The 15,255-nt window shown below is 50.3% G+C and carries 16 protein-coding genes and 1 pseudogene; 8 read left to right on the plus strand and 9 right to left on the minus strand.

Annotated features, from left to right (window positions below; all coding sequences use genetic code 11):
- Positions 1 to 18: 18 nt before the first annotated feature.
- Entirely contained in the window at positions 19 to 777 is a 759-nt protein-coding gene (deoR, locus tag WC7_RS17755; RefSeq protein ID WP_016152398.1) for a DNA-binding transcriptional repressor DeoR, read from the minus strand.
- Between the two features lie 64 nt (positions 778 to 841).
- Positions 842 to 1,450, minus strand: coding sequence for an undecaprenyl-diphosphate phosphatase (gene ybjG / locus WC7_RS17750; protein WP_016152399.1), 609 nt, complete (start codon positions 1,448 to 1,450; stop codon positions 842 to 844).
- Between the two features lie 297 nt (positions 1,451 to 1,747).
- Here ybjG and WC7_RS17745 point away from each other — a divergent pair, with 297 nt between their 5' ends.
- Positions 1,748 to 2,980 (plus strand): MFS transporter, encoded by a 1,233-nt coding sequence (locus WC7_RS17745; RefSeq protein ID WP_016152400.1) that lies wholly within the window; start codon positions 1,748 to 1,750, stop codon positions 2,978 to 2,980.
- Between the two features lie 28 nt (positions 2,981 to 3,008).
- On the opposite strand, the gene WC7_RS17740 is transcribed toward WC7_RS17745, so the two are convergent.
- From WC7_RS17740 to WC7_RS17730, 3 genes are all read right to left on the minus strand, one after another.
- Entirely contained in the window at positions 3,009 to 3,290 is a 282-nt protein-coding gene (locus WC7_RS17740) for a hypothetical protein (RefSeq protein WP_016152401.1), read from the minus strand.
- A 106-nt stretch (positions 3,291 to 3,396) separates the two neighbouring features.
- Positions 3,397 to 4,212 (minus strand): Cof-type HAD-IIB family hydrolase, encoded by an 816-nt coding sequence (locus tag WC7_RS17735; protein ID WP_016152402.1) that lies wholly within the window; start codon positions 4,210 to 4,212, stop codon positions 3,397 to 3,399.
- Positions 4,212 to 5,420, minus strand: a complete 1,209-nt coding sequence (locus WC7_RS17730; protein WP_032946991.1) for an MFS transporter — start codon at positions 5,418 to 5,420, stop codon at positions 4,212 to 4,214. The genes WC7_RS17735 and WC7_RS17730 overlap by 1 nt, the downstream gene beginning before the upstream one ends.
- 85 nt (positions 5,421 to 5,505) lie before the next feature.
- Between WC7_RS17730 and WC7_RS17725 the strand changes: the two genes are divergently transcribed.
- Positions 5,506 to 6,066, plus strand: a complete 561-nt coding sequence (locus tag WC7_RS17725; protein WP_016152404.1) for a TetR/AcrR family transcriptional regulator — start codon at positions 5,506 to 5,508, stop codon at positions 6,064 to 6,066.
- On the opposite strand, the gene WC7_RS17720 is transcribed toward WC7_RS17725, so the two are convergent.
- Together WC7_RS17720 and WC7_RS17715 are read right to left on the minus strand one after the other, a co-directional pair.
- Positions 6,053 to 6,850, minus strand: coding sequence for an SDR family NAD(P)-dependent oxidoreductase (locus WC7_RS17720; protein ID WP_016152405.1), 798 nt, complete (start codon positions 6,848 to 6,850; stop codon positions 6,053 to 6,055). The genes WC7_RS17725 and WC7_RS17720 overlap by 14 nt on opposite strands.
- Before the next feature lie 269 nt (positions 6,851 to 7,119).
- Complete coding sequence (locus tag WC7_RS17715) at positions 7,120 to 8,805, minus strand: aspartate:alanine antiporter (protein WP_016152406.1); 1,686 nt, start codon at positions 8,803 to 8,805, stop codon at positions 7,120 to 7,122.
- Between the two features lie 269 nt (positions 8,806 to 9,074).
- On the opposite strand from WC7_RS17715, the gene WC7_RS17710 reads away from it, so the two are divergent.
- On the plus strand, positions 9,075 to 9,455 hold the full coding sequence (locus WC7_RS17710; protein WP_016152407.1) for an inner membrane protein YbjM: 381 nt from the start codon (positions 9,075 to 9,077) through the stop codon (positions 9,453 to 9,455).
- A 34-nt stretch (positions 9,456 to 9,489) separates the two neighbouring features.
- Here the strand turns inward: WC7_RS17710 and WC7_RS17705 are convergent, their stop codons facing one another.
- On the minus strand, positions 9,490 to 9,753 hold the full coding sequence (locus tag WC7_RS17705; protein ID WP_016152408.1) for a GrxA family glutaredoxin: 264 nt from the start codon (positions 9,751 to 9,753) through the stop codon (positions 9,490 to 9,492).
- A 172-nt stretch (positions 9,754 to 9,925) separates the two neighbouring features.
- Between WC7_RS17705 and WC7_RS17700 the strand changes: the two genes are divergently transcribed.
- Both WC7_RS17700 and nfsA read left to right on the plus strand, forming a co-directional pair.
- Positions 9,926 to 10,216, plus strand: a complete 291-nt coding sequence (locus WC7_RS17700) for a YbjC family protein (protein ID WP_016152409.1) — start codon at positions 9,926 to 9,928, stop codon at positions 10,214 to 10,216.
- Positions 10,200 to 10,937, plus strand: a complete 738-nt coding sequence (gene nfsA / locus WC7_RS17695; RefSeq protein WP_016152410.1) for an oxygen-insensitive NADPH nitroreductase — start codon at positions 10,200 to 10,202, stop codon at positions 10,935 to 10,937. The genes WC7_RS17700 and nfsA overlap by 17 nt, the downstream gene beginning before the upstream one ends.
- A gap of 411 nt (positions 10,938 to 11,348) precedes the next feature.
- On the opposite strand, the gene WC7_RS24855 is transcribed toward nfsA, so the two are convergent.
- The gene (locus WC7_RS24855; protein ID WP_016152411.1) at positions 11,349 to 12,842 is read right to left on the minus strand and encodes a YadA-like family protein; all 1,494 of its coding nucleotides are present in this window, start codon (positions 12,840 to 12,842) and stop codon (positions 11,349 to 11,351) included.
- Positions 12,843 to 13,574: 732 nt separating this feature from the next.
- On the opposite strand from WC7_RS24855, the pseudogene WC7_RS26595 reads away from it, so the two are divergent.
- From WC7_RS26595 to WC7_RS17685, 3 genes and pseudogenes are all read left to right on the plus strand, one after another.
- Positions 13,575 to 13,652: pseudogene (locus WC7_RS26595) on the plus strand (oxygen-insensitive NADPH nitroreductase); the annotation flags it as partial.
- A gap of 59 nt (positions 13,653 to 13,711) precedes the next feature.
- Entirely contained in the window at positions 13,712 to 14,614 is a 903-nt protein-coding gene (gene rimK, locus WC7_RS17690) for a 30S ribosomal protein S6--L-glutamate ligase (protein ID WP_016152412.1), read from the plus strand.
- Between the two features lie 90 nt (positions 14,615 to 14,704).
- Positions 14,705 to 15,181, plus strand: coding sequence for a type III secretion system chaperone family protein (locus WC7_RS17685; RefSeq protein WP_016152413.1), 477 nt, complete (start codon positions 14,705 to 14,707; stop codon positions 15,179 to 15,181).
- Positions 15,182 to 15,255 lie beyond the last annotated feature (74 nt).

Genomic DNA, 15,255 nt, shown 5'->3' on the forward strand with positions numbered 1-15,255 from the left:
GCCATCCGGCAGTATCGCTTAATACATCAGTTTGATACGTTGCGCTTTCGCGTACTCAACAAACGCCTCGTCAGGACGGCTATCGCTGACGATGGTATTAAAGCGTTTTACTTCACCCATCCGCGCAGGACGCACCTTACCAAATTTGCTGTGATCGACCACCAGCACGTGATGCTGCGCCATCGACATCGCCCAGTGTTTCACCGGTAGCTCTTCCAGGTTAAAACAGGTCGCGCCTTTCTCAATATGAACGCCAGCTGCGGAATAAAAAGCGATATCCGGGCACAGGTTGTTCAGCGTTTCCTGGAAATCAAGCGGTTTGAAAATTGCGTTGCTGGCATGGAATTCGCCACCACACAGAATGACGCGGCACTGCGGTTTTTCCTGCAGCACCAGAAACGTATTCAGCGAGTAGCAGATTGCGGTGAAAGGCAATTCATCGTCGATAGCCTCAATGATCCACGGCGTGGTGGTACCACAGTCGAAAAAGATAGTCTGGTGTGCCTGCACGAGGCTTGCCGCCATCTGGGCGGCACGGCGCTTTTCATCAACCAGTCGGGATTTTTGATCGCTGATTAAATAGTGATTGGCGCTGCGGGGTTCCAGAACAATATAGCCCCCGAGCAAGACGACGGGAGCATCGTGATTATTCAGGTCGCGACGAATGGTCATCTCAGATACGCCCAGCAGCGTCGCGGCTTCTTTGAGGTGTAATTTATCGCTGCGTTTCAGCGCCTGCAGTAATTGACCAATACGCTCGTCGCGTCGAGTTTCCATAGTTCCCCTGGAGAGTAGAATAAGTGCTCAGTATCGCGCTTAATACTACTCTTTTTACCGTGGGTTAGTCACGCACCCAGCCTTTACGGATGGGCAGAGCGAAGCAGGCGCGATAGCAATTTTGCAAGCCGAGGTACAGGGGCGTGCCAAACCGCTGCCAGATCATCTGGGCGCTCAGGCAGCCAATCAGCCCGACGAGTAATCCTCCCAGCATATCCAGCGGCCAGTGTACGCCAAGGTAGACCCGCGACCAGGCAATCGCCACAGCAACGACCATCAGCAGAGCGCCCGTCCACAGGCGATGCCAGAACAGGAAAGCCAGTGCAAAGGTAAAGATAACCGTACCGTGATCGCTCGGGAAAGAGTCATCCGCCGCATGATGCAGGAAGTTGTAACCGATGTGGTTAACAAACGGACGATCGTGAGGGAACAGATGCCCCATCAGCCATGAAATCGTCAGACCGACGATCAGCGCAATCGCCATTTTTATAACTAACTGGCGCTGGAGAGTAACCTGGGCCCGCGGCCCCCAAAGCCAAAGCACAACGGCTAACAGCGGTACGATGTTAATCAGGTCTTTGGCAATAAAAATGGCAAGCGATATCATCCATTGCGCAGAGTCCGGCGTGGCATTGATGAGATAAAAAAGTGAATTGTTCAGATTTTCCAGCATAACGTCCAGACTCAGTGTAATCGTTAAAAAGGCCCATGAGGGGAGAGCATAAAATTGCTTTCACGGGATAAAAAGCGGTCTTGTCTTATTTGTCTGTTAAATGACTATTTTTCAGACAATTAATGAGGCTTATTGATCATGATAGCGGCCTCAACTTAAATTAACCTTAACGCAAAATGTTCCTGAGCAAATGAGTGTAAAAATGTGCGCAATTTGCTTTCAAATCACATAATTCACTATCACCAGTACAGCGCATTTATTACACTTTGCGCGATTTTTCTATAGTTAAGAGACTGCATGCAGAACCGTTTATCTTCAGGCGCCCGTTTGGGGCGTCAGGCATTACTTTTCCCTCTCTGTCTGGTGCTTTACGAATTCTCTACTTATATCGGCAACGATATGATCCAGCCCGGAATGTTGGCGGTGGTGGAGCAATATAATGCCGGATTAGATTGGGTGCCCACATCCATGACCGCCTATCTGGCTGGCGGCATGTTTTTGCAGTGGTTATTAGGACCGCTGTCGGATCGAATTGGACGTCGCCCGGTGATGTTAACCGGCGTGCTCTGGTTCATTGTGACCTGCCTTGCAACCCTGCTTGCGCAGAATATTGAGCAATTTACCTTCCTGCGTTTTTTACAAGGGATTAGCCTGTGCTTTATTGGCGCGGTGGGTTACGCCGCAATTCAGGAATCCTTTGAAGAAGCGGTGTGCATAAAAATTACCGCGCTGATGGCAAACGTAGCGTTGATTGCGCCCCTGCTGGGGCCGTTGGTCGGCGCAGCCTGGGTACATGTTCTGCCGTGGGAAGGGATGTTTATCCTGTTTGCTGCCCTGGCCGCCATCTCTTTTTTTGGTCTGCAACGCGCGATGCCGGAGACGGCAACCCGGCTTGGTGAAAAGCTGTCGATTAAAGAGCTGGGCAAAGATTATAAGCTGGTGCTGAGGAACGTGCGCTTCGTTGCAGGCGCGCTGGCATTGGGTTTTGTCAGCCTGCCGTTACTGGCGTGGATTGCGCAGTCCCCGATTATTATCATCAGCGGTGAACATCTCAGCAGCTACGAATATGGCCTGTTGCAGGTGCCGATTTTTGGCGCGTTGATTGCCGGTAACCTGGTACTGGCGCGCCTGACCTCGCGAAAAACCGTACGTTCGCTGATTATCATGGGCGGCTGGCCAATCGCAATCGGGCTGGTGATTGCCGCTGCGGCCACGGTGGTGTCATCCCATGCGTATCTATGGATGACGGCGGGTTTAAGCATCTATGCGTTTGGTATTGGCGTGGCGAATGCGGGACTGGTACGTCTGACGCTGTTTGCCAGTGAAATGAGTAAGGGCACGGTTTCTGCCGCCATGGGTATGTTGCAGATGCTGATTTTTACCGTCGGTATTGAGCTGAGTAAACACGCTTATCTGCTCGGAGGAAACGGCTTGTTCAGCCTGTTCAATCTGGCAAGCGGCGTACTGTGGGTGATTCTGATGGTTATCTTCCTGAAAGATAAACGGGTAGGGGATTCACGTGAAGGTTAAAGCCCGGTTGCCCGGGCCAGGCAAAAACTTAGTGATGATCGTCAATCTGGTGTTCGATGATCATTCCTTCACCGACGCTTGCAACATGTCGCGCATAAGGATGTGCGCGATAGACAGGGGCCGGGGCAGGCGCCGGAGCAACATACACCGTTTGTGGCGTGGTGGTGACGCTGACCGCCTGCGGAACGCTGACGGAAGAGGGCACTACCACCACCTTATAACCGCTTGGTACATCAACGGTAACGCTTTGCGCAAATGTTGTCCCCGCAAAACCCAGTAACAATGTCGCTATCAGTACACTTTTCTTCATAATCCGCTCGTCTGAATATTCACTGGAGGTAATAATCCAGCGGGTTAATTTGAGGCGGATTATGAATAGATCATGCCATCATTTTGTTGCCGTCTGTGCTGAGGCGTTATTGCGTAAACGGTGCTTCATTCTTTAACACGCGGTCGATAATATCCAGCACGCCCTCTTCGTTGTTCGACCCTGCGCGATATTTTGCCGCCTGGATAACCGGCTCATGGGCGTTCGCCATTGCAAAACTAAATCCTGCCTGACGCAGCATCTCAATATCATTGCCGCCATCGCCAAACACAACAACCTCATCGTCGGTAATATTCCAGCGTTGTTGCAGCAGACGCAGACCGTTTGCCTTATGCACACCGGGTATAATTAAATCGATGCTGCCGTAGCCGGTATGTACCGGCACCATAATGTCGCCAATCGCCTCATGGAGGTCAGCCTGCACCTGGGGGATACGATCGTCTGAAATATTTAGCCCGAACTTGAAGAAAATGTCGTTGAGGTTGTCAAAATTATCCACAAATTCAAGACGATGATAATACATGGCGGAGACAGTCTTATGCTCATCGCTGTACCGCTTCAGGGTATAGGCGCTATTTTTACCGCAGGCGATAATGTCGATGTCCGTACGTGTCAGCAGATGTTCCACAATGGCATGGAAATCGTCTTTTGCCAGCTCACCGTTAAAGACATCTTCCCCTTCGCTGACCACCCATCCGCCGTTTTCGGCGACAAATGAGATTTCACTGGCCAGTTCAGGGAAAAAGGAGATGAGCTGGTAATACTGGTTGCCGCTGGCGACCACAAAGCGGATCCCTTGTTCTTTCATCTGGCGGTATTGCGCCATAAAGCGCTCACGATTATAGGTTTTTTGGTCGCTTAAAAATGTGCCGTCCATGTCGACTGCAATCAGTTTGATACGCATTAGCTGTTCTCCATCACAGTGGTGTTTTTGAGATCCGGTTTTGCCACCGCTTTCGCGACGATGGCGGCGACAAGCACCAGCGCCAGCACCACCAGCATAGCGCTACGCAGGCCGTAGTGTTCACCCAGGTAGCCCAGCAGCGGTGGTCCAACCAGGAACGCCAGATAGCCGGTAGTGGCGACAACGCTGACGCGGGTTGGCGCATCGGGGCCGGTGTCGCTGGCAGCCGAAATGGTCAGTGGGAAGCCCAGTGATGCGCCGAGTCCCCACAAAATAACGGAAACACCCGCCACCCAAGTGCTGTCGACAAAAATAATCAGGCTAATCCCAAGAGCACCCATTAGCGCACTGGCGCGCACTACCGCGACGCGGCTGTAGCGGTCGATGAACCAGCCGCCAGTAAATCGTCCAACGGTCATGCCCAGCGTAAATCCGGCATAAATCAGCGAGCCTGATGTCGGGCTAAATCCATGTCCGTCCACCATCAGCAGCGGAAGCCAGTCGTTGGCGGAACCTTCAGCAAATGCCATTGCGAGCACCACGACGCCAATCAGCAATAGCTGAATATCGCGATAAAAAGGCAGTCCTTTTTCGCCGGAGCGAGACCCGTCAGCGGCATTTTTACCCGTGCCGTCAGGAATGGCTTTGATGGCGATGAAGATAGGGGTGATAGCCACCATCGCCGCCAGCAAGATATGCGCGGTCGCCGGTACGCTGAAGGCGGTAAGCATCATCCCGACTCCGGCACCCGCCAGCGTTCCCAGGCTGTAAAAACCGTGCATCATCGGCAGTACGGTTTTATTCATTTCGCGCTCAACAGCCGCACCTTCGACGTTGATGGCAACTTCTGCTGCGCCAAAGCTGGCGCCGAACACGCCCAGACCAAATGCGAAAAGCCATGCGGAATGCAGCCAGAGCGCCACGCTGAGGATTGCCATTCCGAGGACTGCGCAAGACATGGTGGTGCGGATCACTTTACGCGTGCCAAATCGTTTCACCAGCCAGGCCGAACAAAGAATGCCACTCATCGAACCAATTGAGAGTCCAAACAGCACCGCGCCCATTTCGGCGGTTGAGATGGAGAGGATATCTCTGATGGCAGGGGTACGCGTTGCCCAGGAGGCCATTAATAATCCTGGTAAAAAGAAGAACGTGAACAGTGCCCAGGTGCGACGTCTTAAGGCTTTGCGTGATGAGATGCCAGTCATGAATTCGAGCCGAAGAAAAGAGGAAAGAAGACAACCTTAGCAAGGTTGTGTACATTTGTACACAAATGCAAGAAGAGGTAATGCAGTGCGACGTGCGAACGATCCGCAGCGGCGGGAAAAAATAGTTCAGGCGACTCTGGATGCGGTAATAGCCCATGGTATTCATGCGGTTACACATCGGAAGATTGCGACAATTGCTCAGGTGCCCTTGGGTTCTATGACCTATTACTTTTCGGGAATTGATGAGCTTTTAATGGAGGCGTTTGACCGTTTTACTGACAGGATGATGCTGCAGTATCAGGCTTTTTTTGCCGACGTCACGGATGCGTCGCAGGCTTGCCATGCGATTACCGATATGATTTACAGCTCCCAGGTCACGACACCCGATAACATGGAACTCATGTATCAGTTGTATGCCTTCGCCAGCCGTAAACCGGCACTAAAAACGGTGATGCAAAACTGGATGTTACGCAGCCAACAAACTCTTGAGCAGTGGTTTGCTCCGGTTACGGCGCGGGCGCTGGATGCGTTTATTGAAGGGATGACGCTGCATTTTGTCACGGACAAAAAGCCGCTGCGGCGAGAAGATATCTTGCTGATGGTGGAGCGTATTGCGGGGTTGCCCGCAACGGTCAGTTGTGCGTAGCGCCGCCGGTAATATTCACCACCGTTGCGGTGATTGCTCCGGCATGGTCTGAAGCCAAAAAGGTCATTACCTCAGCGATTTGTGCAAGCGTAGGCAGGCGCCCAAGCATGGTACTTTGCGCCGCACCACCTAACCATTGTGCGACGGTAATACCCATGGACTGCGCTTTAGCGGTAAAAATCTCCCCGGTATAGGAACCGGCCTGAACGGCATCCACAATCGCATGCGAGCGCACGCCGACGACCCGAATATTCGCCGGCCCCAGTTCGCTGACAAGAGCTTTAATAAAGGCCTCTGTTCCCGCACAGCCGACGATGTGTCCCAGATGTCCAGGCATCGCCATCGGGGCTGCGGGCGCGACAACGGTGAGAATGACGCCCGCACGATTGCCACCCATGTGTGGTGTTACGGCTTTTGCGATATTGAACTGCGCCGAGAGGAAAGGGGTGATACCGCTCATAAAATCAGAAAGGGATAACGCCTCGATGCGTTTGCCCTGTTCATGCATAAAGCCGGTTGCGTTAACCACCACATCTATTCCACCGGTTTGCTGCGCAAGCTGAGTAATTTGTTTTGAAGTGCCGTATTCGTCGAGTACATCGGTAACAAAGGTTTCGACTGCACCGCCCGCGGTTCGAATGCTACTGGCCACCCAATCCAGCTTTTCCTGACTGCGCGCGCCCAGATACACATGAGCGCCTTCACGCGCCATAGCATGCGCAACTGCACTGCCTATAGCGCCGCTGCCACCGAAAATTACCGCGACTTTGCCTGCGAGTAACATAGCAACCACCTATTACCTTTAGCTCTGACTAAAAGTATGCGTCATAACCGGCATGCTGCAAATGTGTGAGAGAGTTTCGGGGGAGGGAGTCAGCGATTGCAAAATTCAGGCAACAAAAAACCCATCAACCTTGAACCAAAACGGCGGGGTTGATGGGCTCCACAAATTGGGGACATCAAAGAAAAGCAGTGGCAATAGTTATGACTGACGTCTTAAAGAAAAGTTCTGCTTACCTGCAAAAAATTTTCGTTTAAGAGTAAATTTCAGCGCTAACCAAGCCCAGGCCAGACAATGACGATGAGTGTCCCCGCTAATGTCAGCAGTACGTTGGCAATTGCGTAGGTCCCGGCATAGCCTAATGCGGGGATGTTGCTGCGTGCCGTATCGCTGATGATTTCCATTGCCGGAGCGCAGGTACGCGCGCCCATCATGGCGCCAAAAAGCAGGGCGCGGTTCATGCGCAATACGTAAGCACCGAATAAGAAACAGATGACAACCGGCACCAGGCTGACAACCAGGCCGGCAATCAGCATTTGCCCACCCACGGCGCCAAGGCCATTGCCAATGCCGCTGCCCGCGCTTAAACCGACGCCTGCCATAAATACCATCAGGCCAAACTCTTTGACCATGTTCAGCGCCCCCTGTGGGATATAGCCAAACGTTGGATGGTTGGCACGCAGGAAGCCCAGCATGATCCCGGCGAACAGCAGTCCAGCCGCATTCCCGATGCCGAAGCTGAAATTACTGAACTGGAAGGTGATCATCCCGATCATCAGACCGATGATAAAGAAGGCGCAGAAGGCCAGCAGATCGGTCACCTGACTGTGAATGGAAATAAAGCCGATACGATCGGCAATGGTTTTGACGCGGCGAGCATCCCCACTGACCTGCAGCACGTCGCCTTTATTAAGCACGACGTTGTCATCGATAGGCATTTCAATCTGGCTACGGATCACGCGGTTGAGAAAACAGCCGTGATCGGTCAGTTTCAACTGGGCCAGGCGGCGGCCAACGGCATTGTGGTTTTTCACCACAATCTCTTCAGTGACGATGCGCATATCGAGCAGATCGCGATCGAACACCTCTTTACCATTACGGAAACTGGGATCGAGGCGGGCATGCGCATCCGGATAACCCACCAGGGCTATCTCATCGCCCATTTGCAGTACCGCGTCGCCATCCGGGTTGGCCAGGATGCCGTTGCGACGGATGCGTTCAATGTAACAACCGGTCTGGCGATAGATACCCAGCTCGCGCAGATTTTTGCCATCGGCCCATGCCACCAGTTCCGGGCCAACGCGATAGGCACGAATTACCGGCAGATAAACCTTACGGTTGGCATCAGTGTCCAGACCTCGTTCACGTGCGATTTGTTGGGCGCTGGTTTGCAGATCCTGATGCTGAAGTTTCGGCAGGTAGCGCGCGCCAACAATCAGACTGACCAAACCAATCAAATAGGTGAGCGCATAACCGAGGCTCAGGTTATCGAGGGCGGTTGAAAGCGATGTCCCCGACATTCCGGAATGGCGCAAGGTGTCACCCGCGCCGACCAGCACCGGCGTTGAGGTCATCGAGCCGGCCAGCATACCTGCCGTCAGGCCGATGTCCCAGCCAAATAGCTTACCCAGCCCCAGGGCGATCAGCATGGCGCTGCCGACCATCACCAGAGCAAGCATTAGATAATTTTTCCCATCGCGAAAAAAAATCGAAAAAAAGTTGGGACCGGCTTCGACGCCGACACAAAAAATAAACAGCATAAAGCCGAGATTTAATGCATCGGTGTTAATACTAAAGTGCTGTTGACCTAATAATAGGGACACCACTAAAACGCCAATGGAATTACCGAGTTGGACTGAACCCAGACGTAATTTACCCAGACACAGGCCCAGTGCCAGGACCACAAATAATAACAGGATGTAATTCCCATTTAACAAATCTGCGACGTTTATATTCACGGAGACTAACTTCTTGTTTACTAGTAAGCTATTGAAAGAAATGGCAATTTACGCTAATGTTTTTGCCAGAAATTAAGGGGCGACAGCTTCGTACACAGCCCCGAATAATGCAGCATAACAATATATGCGGTTAGTTTAATCTCATTACGTATCAACGGCTATAAGAATCGTGTGAGTGTGTTTTTGGCATGGAATGCCTGGTTACTTTATCTGACTGGACGCCTGCGGGCGAAAAGAGTGTTCGATAGAGAATGTGTCAGGAGGAACAATTGAAACATAAGCAAAGTTGGGCGGGTGCGGTCTGCTGCTTTGTGCTCTTTATTGTGGTGTGTCTTTCACTAACGCTGAACGTGAAAGGGGCATTCAGAGCGGCAGGGCATCCTGAGGTCGGATTGTTGTTTTTTATCCTGCCTGGCGCTGCAGCAAGCTTTTTCTCCCATCGTCGGGAGGTGCTCAAACCCCTTCTTGGTGCCATGTTGGCGGCGCCGTGCTGTCTGTTACTGATGCGGTTCGTTTTTATGCCGACGCGTTCATTGTGGCAAGAGCTGGCGTGGTTGTTTAGTGCGGTGTTTTGGTGCGCGCTTGGCGCATTGTGTTTTTTGTTTATCAGCAACTTGTTCAATCAGCATCATCGACGGAAAAAGAACTGAAGACGCCCTCCAGCGGAGGGCGTAGAAACGGCGATCAGGCGAACAGATTCATGTTCTCCTTTGCCCACGCTTCAAAATCCGTGCAGCCGCCGATGTGTTTTTGATCAACAAAAATCTGCGGAACGGTTTCAACTGGCTTACCTACCGTCTTTTCCAGATCGGCTTTCGTAATACCTTCGGCATGGATATCAATGTAGCGGAAGTTAAAATCGTCATGCTCATTGCTTAATTTTTCTGCTAATTCTTTTGCGCGCACGCAATACGGGCACCCTGGGCGACCAAAAATAACGGCAAACATCTCTCTCTCCTCGAACTTATCAGGCCGGATGGCAATACTTGTTATGATGCCGCGATTTGTGACGGATGAAAAGCAGGTTCAGCCTGTTGCTTTGATACCCTCAAGCTATAACTGTTAAACACGACAAGCCGGAACGTTTTATAATGAAAGCCATTTCGCCGGGAGGCCGCTTATGCGCACAATTGGTGCATTACCCAAAAGCGTATTGATGCTGGAAATAATCGGGATGGTTTTGTTATCGCTGGCGCTGCTATCGCTTAACGATTACCTCACTTTACCCGCACCGCTTGGCAGTCCGTTAGCCTGCGTGGTGATGATATTTCTGGGTGTGCTGCTGATGCTTCCCGCCGCGGTGGTATTAACGTGGCGTATTGCTCAACTGGTTGCGCCGCAGCTGATGTCACGAACCCCCGGTGATTCTTCACGTTCAGACAGAGAAAAAAGAGATGACGCCAACCATTGATTTACTTCGTAGCCACCGTTCCATTCGCCATTTCACCGATGATGCCATTTCGGATGCGCAGCGGGAGGCGATTATTGCCGCCGCTCAGGGGACCTCAAGCTCCAGTTTTTTACAATGCACAACCATCGTTCGCATAACGGATAACGCCCTGCGCGAATCACTGGCTACTTTATCCGGCGGACAAAAACATGTGGCGCTGGCCGCCGAGTTCTGGGTGTTTTGCGCTGACTTTTATCGCCATTTGCAGATTTGCCCTGACGCGCAACTCGGGCTGGCGGAACAACTGCTACTGGGCGTTGTTGATACCGCGATGATGGCGCAAAATGCGCTGACGGCGGCAGAATCTTTGGGACTTGGCGGCGTGTTTATTGGCGGTCTGCGAAATAACATTGAGCCGGTCACTGAGCTGCTGAAGCTTCCGCAACACGTTCTGCCGTTGTTTGGGCTATGCCTCGGCTGGCCGGACAAGTCAATTCCTCAATATGAAAAAATTACAAAACCTCGTCTTCCCGCTGGTTTAGTTGTGCATGAGAATAACTATCAGACTGTAAACAAAGCGCTTTTACAAGAATACGATGAAGAATTAGCTCACTACTACATGACGCGCGCGACAAACAACCGCCGCGATACGTGGACTGATCATATCCGTCGAACCATCATCAAAGAGAACCGACCGTTCATCCTGGACTACTTGCACAAACAAGGTTTTGCTATCCGCTAACCCCTTGCTGTTGGGCGGTGTTTTCGCCGCCCCTTCTAAATACCTGTATCAATCATCTAATACAGGTAACATCATGTTCCAGATTATCAGCCGGGAAATTCCGTAAGCTAATATCTTCTAAAGTAATCGAACTTCTCTCCAGCGTGAAAGAGTCATTACACAATTCAATTTCATAAAATGAAATTTCACCATTTCGACCAGCTAATGCTTTCATCACTAAAAATTTAGCTGAATATTTGAATCGAAGACCGAATTTTCTTTCCTCTCATTCGGGTTGTGTAACTTTGTCGAAAAGGATTATCTATAGGCTGTTTTATATCCTTGTCTTACTTTTTTTCGATAAGAGCATCATATTTTTTTGATAATTCATAAATATTCTCTTTTATTAAGGGAGATTCCACCATCCTTTATTTAAAAGCCCACAGCGATCCCTGTGGAGTACGCAACCTGTGTAGCGCTCGTGGTGGAAACACCTGCTTTAACCGCTACACGGTCAGAAACGTTAAAGTTAACACCAACCGCAATTGCTTGTTCACCGCTATAACCACCAGTTGCCGCACCTAAAGAGAATTTAGAACCCGCAACAGTAGGGAGGCCAGCCAGCGCCGCAACGCTTGCGATCCCCGCGTTTGCTTTCTTCTCGTTACGGTCAACTTTAGCCTTCAGGTCAGAGAACGACTTGTTTAGCCCATTAACTTCCTGTTCAACACCAGTAATACGACCGTCGAACCCTGCAACCTGGCGTTGTGTGGTGTCTGCCATGTTGTAAGCGGTGTTCGCGGTGGTCTGGGCAACATCGGCTTTAACCGTAGCAATATCAACCTGTGATTTTGCTTCTGCTGCCTGGGTTGTTGCCTGGTTTACAGAATCAACAATGCTCGAAACCTGAGTAGAAACTACCTGAATATCAGTTTTCACGTTTTGAACATCGGTTGTGTTCTTATCAACCTTTGCAATCAGACCGATATCACCTGTTGAATCCGTACCCATCGTGGATGTTGCACCATGCAAAATCTGGTTGATCTGGTCTGCTTTGCTGTGCGCTGCGTCCACATCACTTTTATCCGCTTTGCCGCTAACAGCTACAGAAAGATTCTGTACGGTTTCTTTATCAGCTTTTTCCAGCATAGTCTTCTGTAAACCGCCTACCGTATCCGCTACCTTAACCAGTTCCGTTTTATCAACCTTACCCGCTACCGCTTCCGCAATGGAGGTATCAACCTGGTTTTGGTTTACCTTGTCTGCAACCGCGTTAGAAATTGCCGCTGTCACTTCGGCTTTATCCGCTTTGTTCGAAACATCAACTGCTGACAAGTTGTTCAGACGGTCGTTAATTGCGTTGAGTTCCGTTTTATCCGCTTTCGCATCCAGATCAGCTTTATCTGCTTTGTTGTTCATTTCCGTGTTGATATTGGTAAGGCTAACTTCGGTGGAGGTAACGCGATCAGAAACAGCAGTCAAATCAGATTGTTCAGCTTTACCGGAGACATCGACCGAAGTCATCGTATCCAGATGATGTTTAATTTGGGTGATATCACTGGTGTTGAGATCAATAATACCTTTGTAATCTTCAACCTTACGCAGCGCTTCCGTCGCGTTGGTGTTCGCGGTTTCAGCGATGTTTTGCACGTAACCAACATCATCAAGAATGACTTGGTTAGTTACTTTCTGTTTTTCCATATCGGTTATAACCTGTTCGAGGTCATAACCCATCTGACCGATGTCCACCACTTTCACACCTGGAACAGCTACACCGTTGATCTGATATTCACCATTAACCATCACGCCATTCGCCATCAAGTCATATTCTGGCGTTCCTGGTTGATGCGGGATAATATACCCGTTAGCGTTAACACCAAAAGAAGCCAGAATAGTAAAAGCAACCAGAGTTTTTACAGCTTTCATACAAATATCCTTTTTGATAAATTAAATGTGAGTTTGGTCGGCCCCAAATCCAGGGGCTTTAATTGCTATAATTATTTCGGGTGTTACGGGGTTGCTGCTTTTCGTAAAATGAAATCACTTTATTAAAATCACCAGCATCATAAAAAAGCGTTTTGGTTACGATGCTTGCACTATATTCAATCACGCTGCTGTCTGTTGCGAAATTAATTTTCTTGCTAAGAACTTCCTTGGCAAAAGCTTAGTGTTAATATCAGCCAATGCCATATCAGAAAAAATATCTCTGTGTTCTACTTGCGGTAATTAATGCAGAAATTACCAGGGCAATTAATTTAGAGTTGCTCTTCATTTATTTTTTTAGTTCGTGTAACAAACTGTAAATTGGTCGTACCACTTGCGGGGTATTCTAGTGACTTGTGAAAAATAAAATTTTGTTTTAGATCACATATCCTGACATTACTTTATTACTCGAAACTGAATGATTGGAAAATGAACTGTTACGGAATGAAACAATATCGATACAACACACCAGGATAAGCAGGAAAGGCAGGATTATCTGGTGGAGGAGCATAAGCCCCACATAGCGTTTCGCTTGTATCACGTCCTCCCAGTTAACCGTTTTGAGGAACTCGACGTGTGATACCAACCCGATAGCGTTGTTATTCGCCACGCCCTCAGGGGGGCGTGATAGCGGATCATCTCCTGTGCGTGGTCAAGGAATCCGACAACATCACTCTTCGCCGCACCACCATTAAAGAAAGTGGCCCCTTTATCCTGGAATATTTGCATAAACAGGGGTGGGCTACGCGCTAAAGATTTTAACGCAGTGTATGATATGCCAGCTTTTACCAGGTCATTCAGAGAGGTGCAGGGTGAAAATTGCCATTTTGTCCCGGGACGGAACGCTCTATTCTTGTAAGCGCCTGCGTGAAGCGGCGATGCAGCGTGGTCACCTGGTTGAAATTATCGATCCCCTTTCTTGCTATATGAACATCAGCCCGGCGGCGTCTTCTATTCATTACAAGGGCCGCCAGCTTCCTCATTTCGATGCAGTGATCCCAAGGATTGGTTCAGCGATTACCTTTTACGGTACCGCGGCGTTGCGCCAGTTTGAGATGCTGGGTAGCTATCCGCTGAATGAGTCGGTAGCGATTACGCGTGCGCGCGATAAGCTGCGTTCGCTGCAGCTGCTGGCGCGTCAGGGAATCGATTTACCCATCACCGGGATTGCTCACTCTCCGGACGATACCAGCGACATGATTGACATGGTTGGCGGCGCGCCGCTGGTGGTGAAACTGGTTGAAGGTACGCAGGGGATCGGCGTGGTACTGGCGGAAACGCGCCAGGCCGCAGAAAGCGTGGTGGATGCCTTTCGTGGGTTGAATGCCCATATTCTGGTTCAGGAATATATCAAAGAAGCGAAAGGGCGAGATATTCGCTGTTTCGTGGTGGGTGACGAGGTGGTGGCCGCCATTGAGCGCCGGGCCAAAGAAGGTGATTTTCGTTCTAACCTCCATCGCGGTGGGGTTGCCACTATTGCGAATATCACGCCGCGCGAAAGGGAAATTGCGCTCAAAGCCGCTCAGACAATGGGTCTGGACGTTGCTGGCGTTGATATTCTGCGTGCTGAACGTGGGCCGCTGGTCATGGAGGTCAACGCTTCTCCTGGCCTGGAGGGGGTGGAGAAAACCACCGGAATAGACATTGCCGGCAAGATGATCCAGTGGATTGAGCGTCACGCTACGCCTGAATTTTGCCTTAAAATCGGCGGCTAAGCACAATATCGATTGCGATCGTAGTATGACACGCTCTTTTTGCGTAAGCTGTGCCGGTATTTTTTTCATCAATAGAGGTCGCACATTATTATGACATCACTGGTCGTTCCCACTCTGGATACGTTGCGTCAATGGCTCGACGACCTGGGCATGAGTTTTTTTGAATGCGATACCTGTCAGGCGCTGCATTTGCCGCACATGCAGAATTTTGACGGCATCTTTGATGCAAAAGTTGATTTGGTCGATAACGTCATTCTGTTTTCCGCGATGGCAGAAGTCAGACCTTCTGCACTACTGCCGCTGGCCGCCGATCTGTCTGCGATTAACGCCAGTTCACTGACGGTGAAAGCCTTTCTGGATATGCAGGATGATAATCTGCCAAAGCTGGTGGTCTGCCAGTCTTTATCCGTTATCCCGGGCGTGACGTTTGAGCAGTTCGAATATTTTGTTCGCCAGAGTGAAGAGCAAATATCGATGGTGATCCTCGAGGCCGGTGCGCATCAGCTGTTATTTAACGCTGAAGAAGATGCGCAAAACAGCAACGCCGAAGTTCATTTCCTCCATTAATTCTTCCTGAATCTGGACATATATTGCGCAGCCGCTGCCAAAGCGGTTGCGTATTGCCTGTTTTTATTCTGCAT

The organism is Citrobacter sp. KTE151, assembly GCF_000398845.1.
GTDB classification, from domain to species: domain Bacteria; phylum Pseudomonadota; class Gammaproteobacteria; order Enterobacterales; family Enterobacteriaceae; genus Citrobacter; species Citrobacter braakii.

Bases quoted from the DNA above. Each gene is read 5' to 3' on its own strand.
- nfsA (WP_016152410.1), top strand. From the start codon at position 10,200: ATGACGCCAACCATTGATTTACTTCGTAGCCACCGTTCCATTCGCCAT.
- WC7_RS24855 (WP_016152411.1), bottom strand. From the start codon at position 12,842: ATGAAAGCTGTAAAAACTCTGGTTGCTTTTACTATTCTGGCTTCTTTT.
- WC7_RS17705 (WP_016152408.1), bottom strand. From the start codon at position 9,753: ATGTTTGCCGTTATTTTTGGTCGCCCAGGGTGCCCGTATTGCGTGCGC.
- WC7_RS17685 (WP_016152413.1), top strand. From the start codon at position 14,705: ATGACATCACTGGTCGTTCCCACTCTGGATACGTTGCGTCAATGGCTC.
- WC7_RS17745 (WP_016152400.1), top strand. From the start codon at position 1,748: ATGCAGAACCGTTTATCTTCAGGCGCCCGTTTGGGGCGTCAGGCATTA.
- WC7_RS17720 (WP_016152405.1), bottom strand. From the start codon at position 6,850: ATGTTACTCGCAGGCAAAGTCGCGGTAATTTTCGGTGGCAGCGGCGCT.
- WC7_RS17740 (WP_016152401.1), bottom strand. From the start codon at position 3,290: ATGAAGAAAAGTGTACTGATAGCGACATTGTTACTGGGTTTTGCGGGG.
- deoR (WP_016152398.1), bottom strand. From the start codon at position 777: ATGGAAACTCGACGCGACGAGCGTATTGGTCAATTACTGCAGGCGCTG.
- WC7_RS17735 (WP_016152402.1), bottom strand. From the start codon at position 4,212: ATGCGTATCAAACTGATTGCAGTCGACATGGACGGCACATTTTTAAGC.
- WC7_RS17700 (WP_016152409.1), top strand. From the start codon at position 9,926: ATGCGCACAATTGGTGCATTACCCAAAAGCGTATTGATGCTGGAAATA.
- WC7_RS17730 (WP_032946991.1), bottom strand. From the start codon at position 5,420: ATGACTGGCATCTCATCACGCAAAGCCTTAAGACGTCGCACCTGGGCA.
- ybjG (WP_016152399.1), bottom strand. From the start codon at position 1,450: ATGCTGGAAAATCTGAACAATTCACTTTTTTATCTCATCAATGCCACG.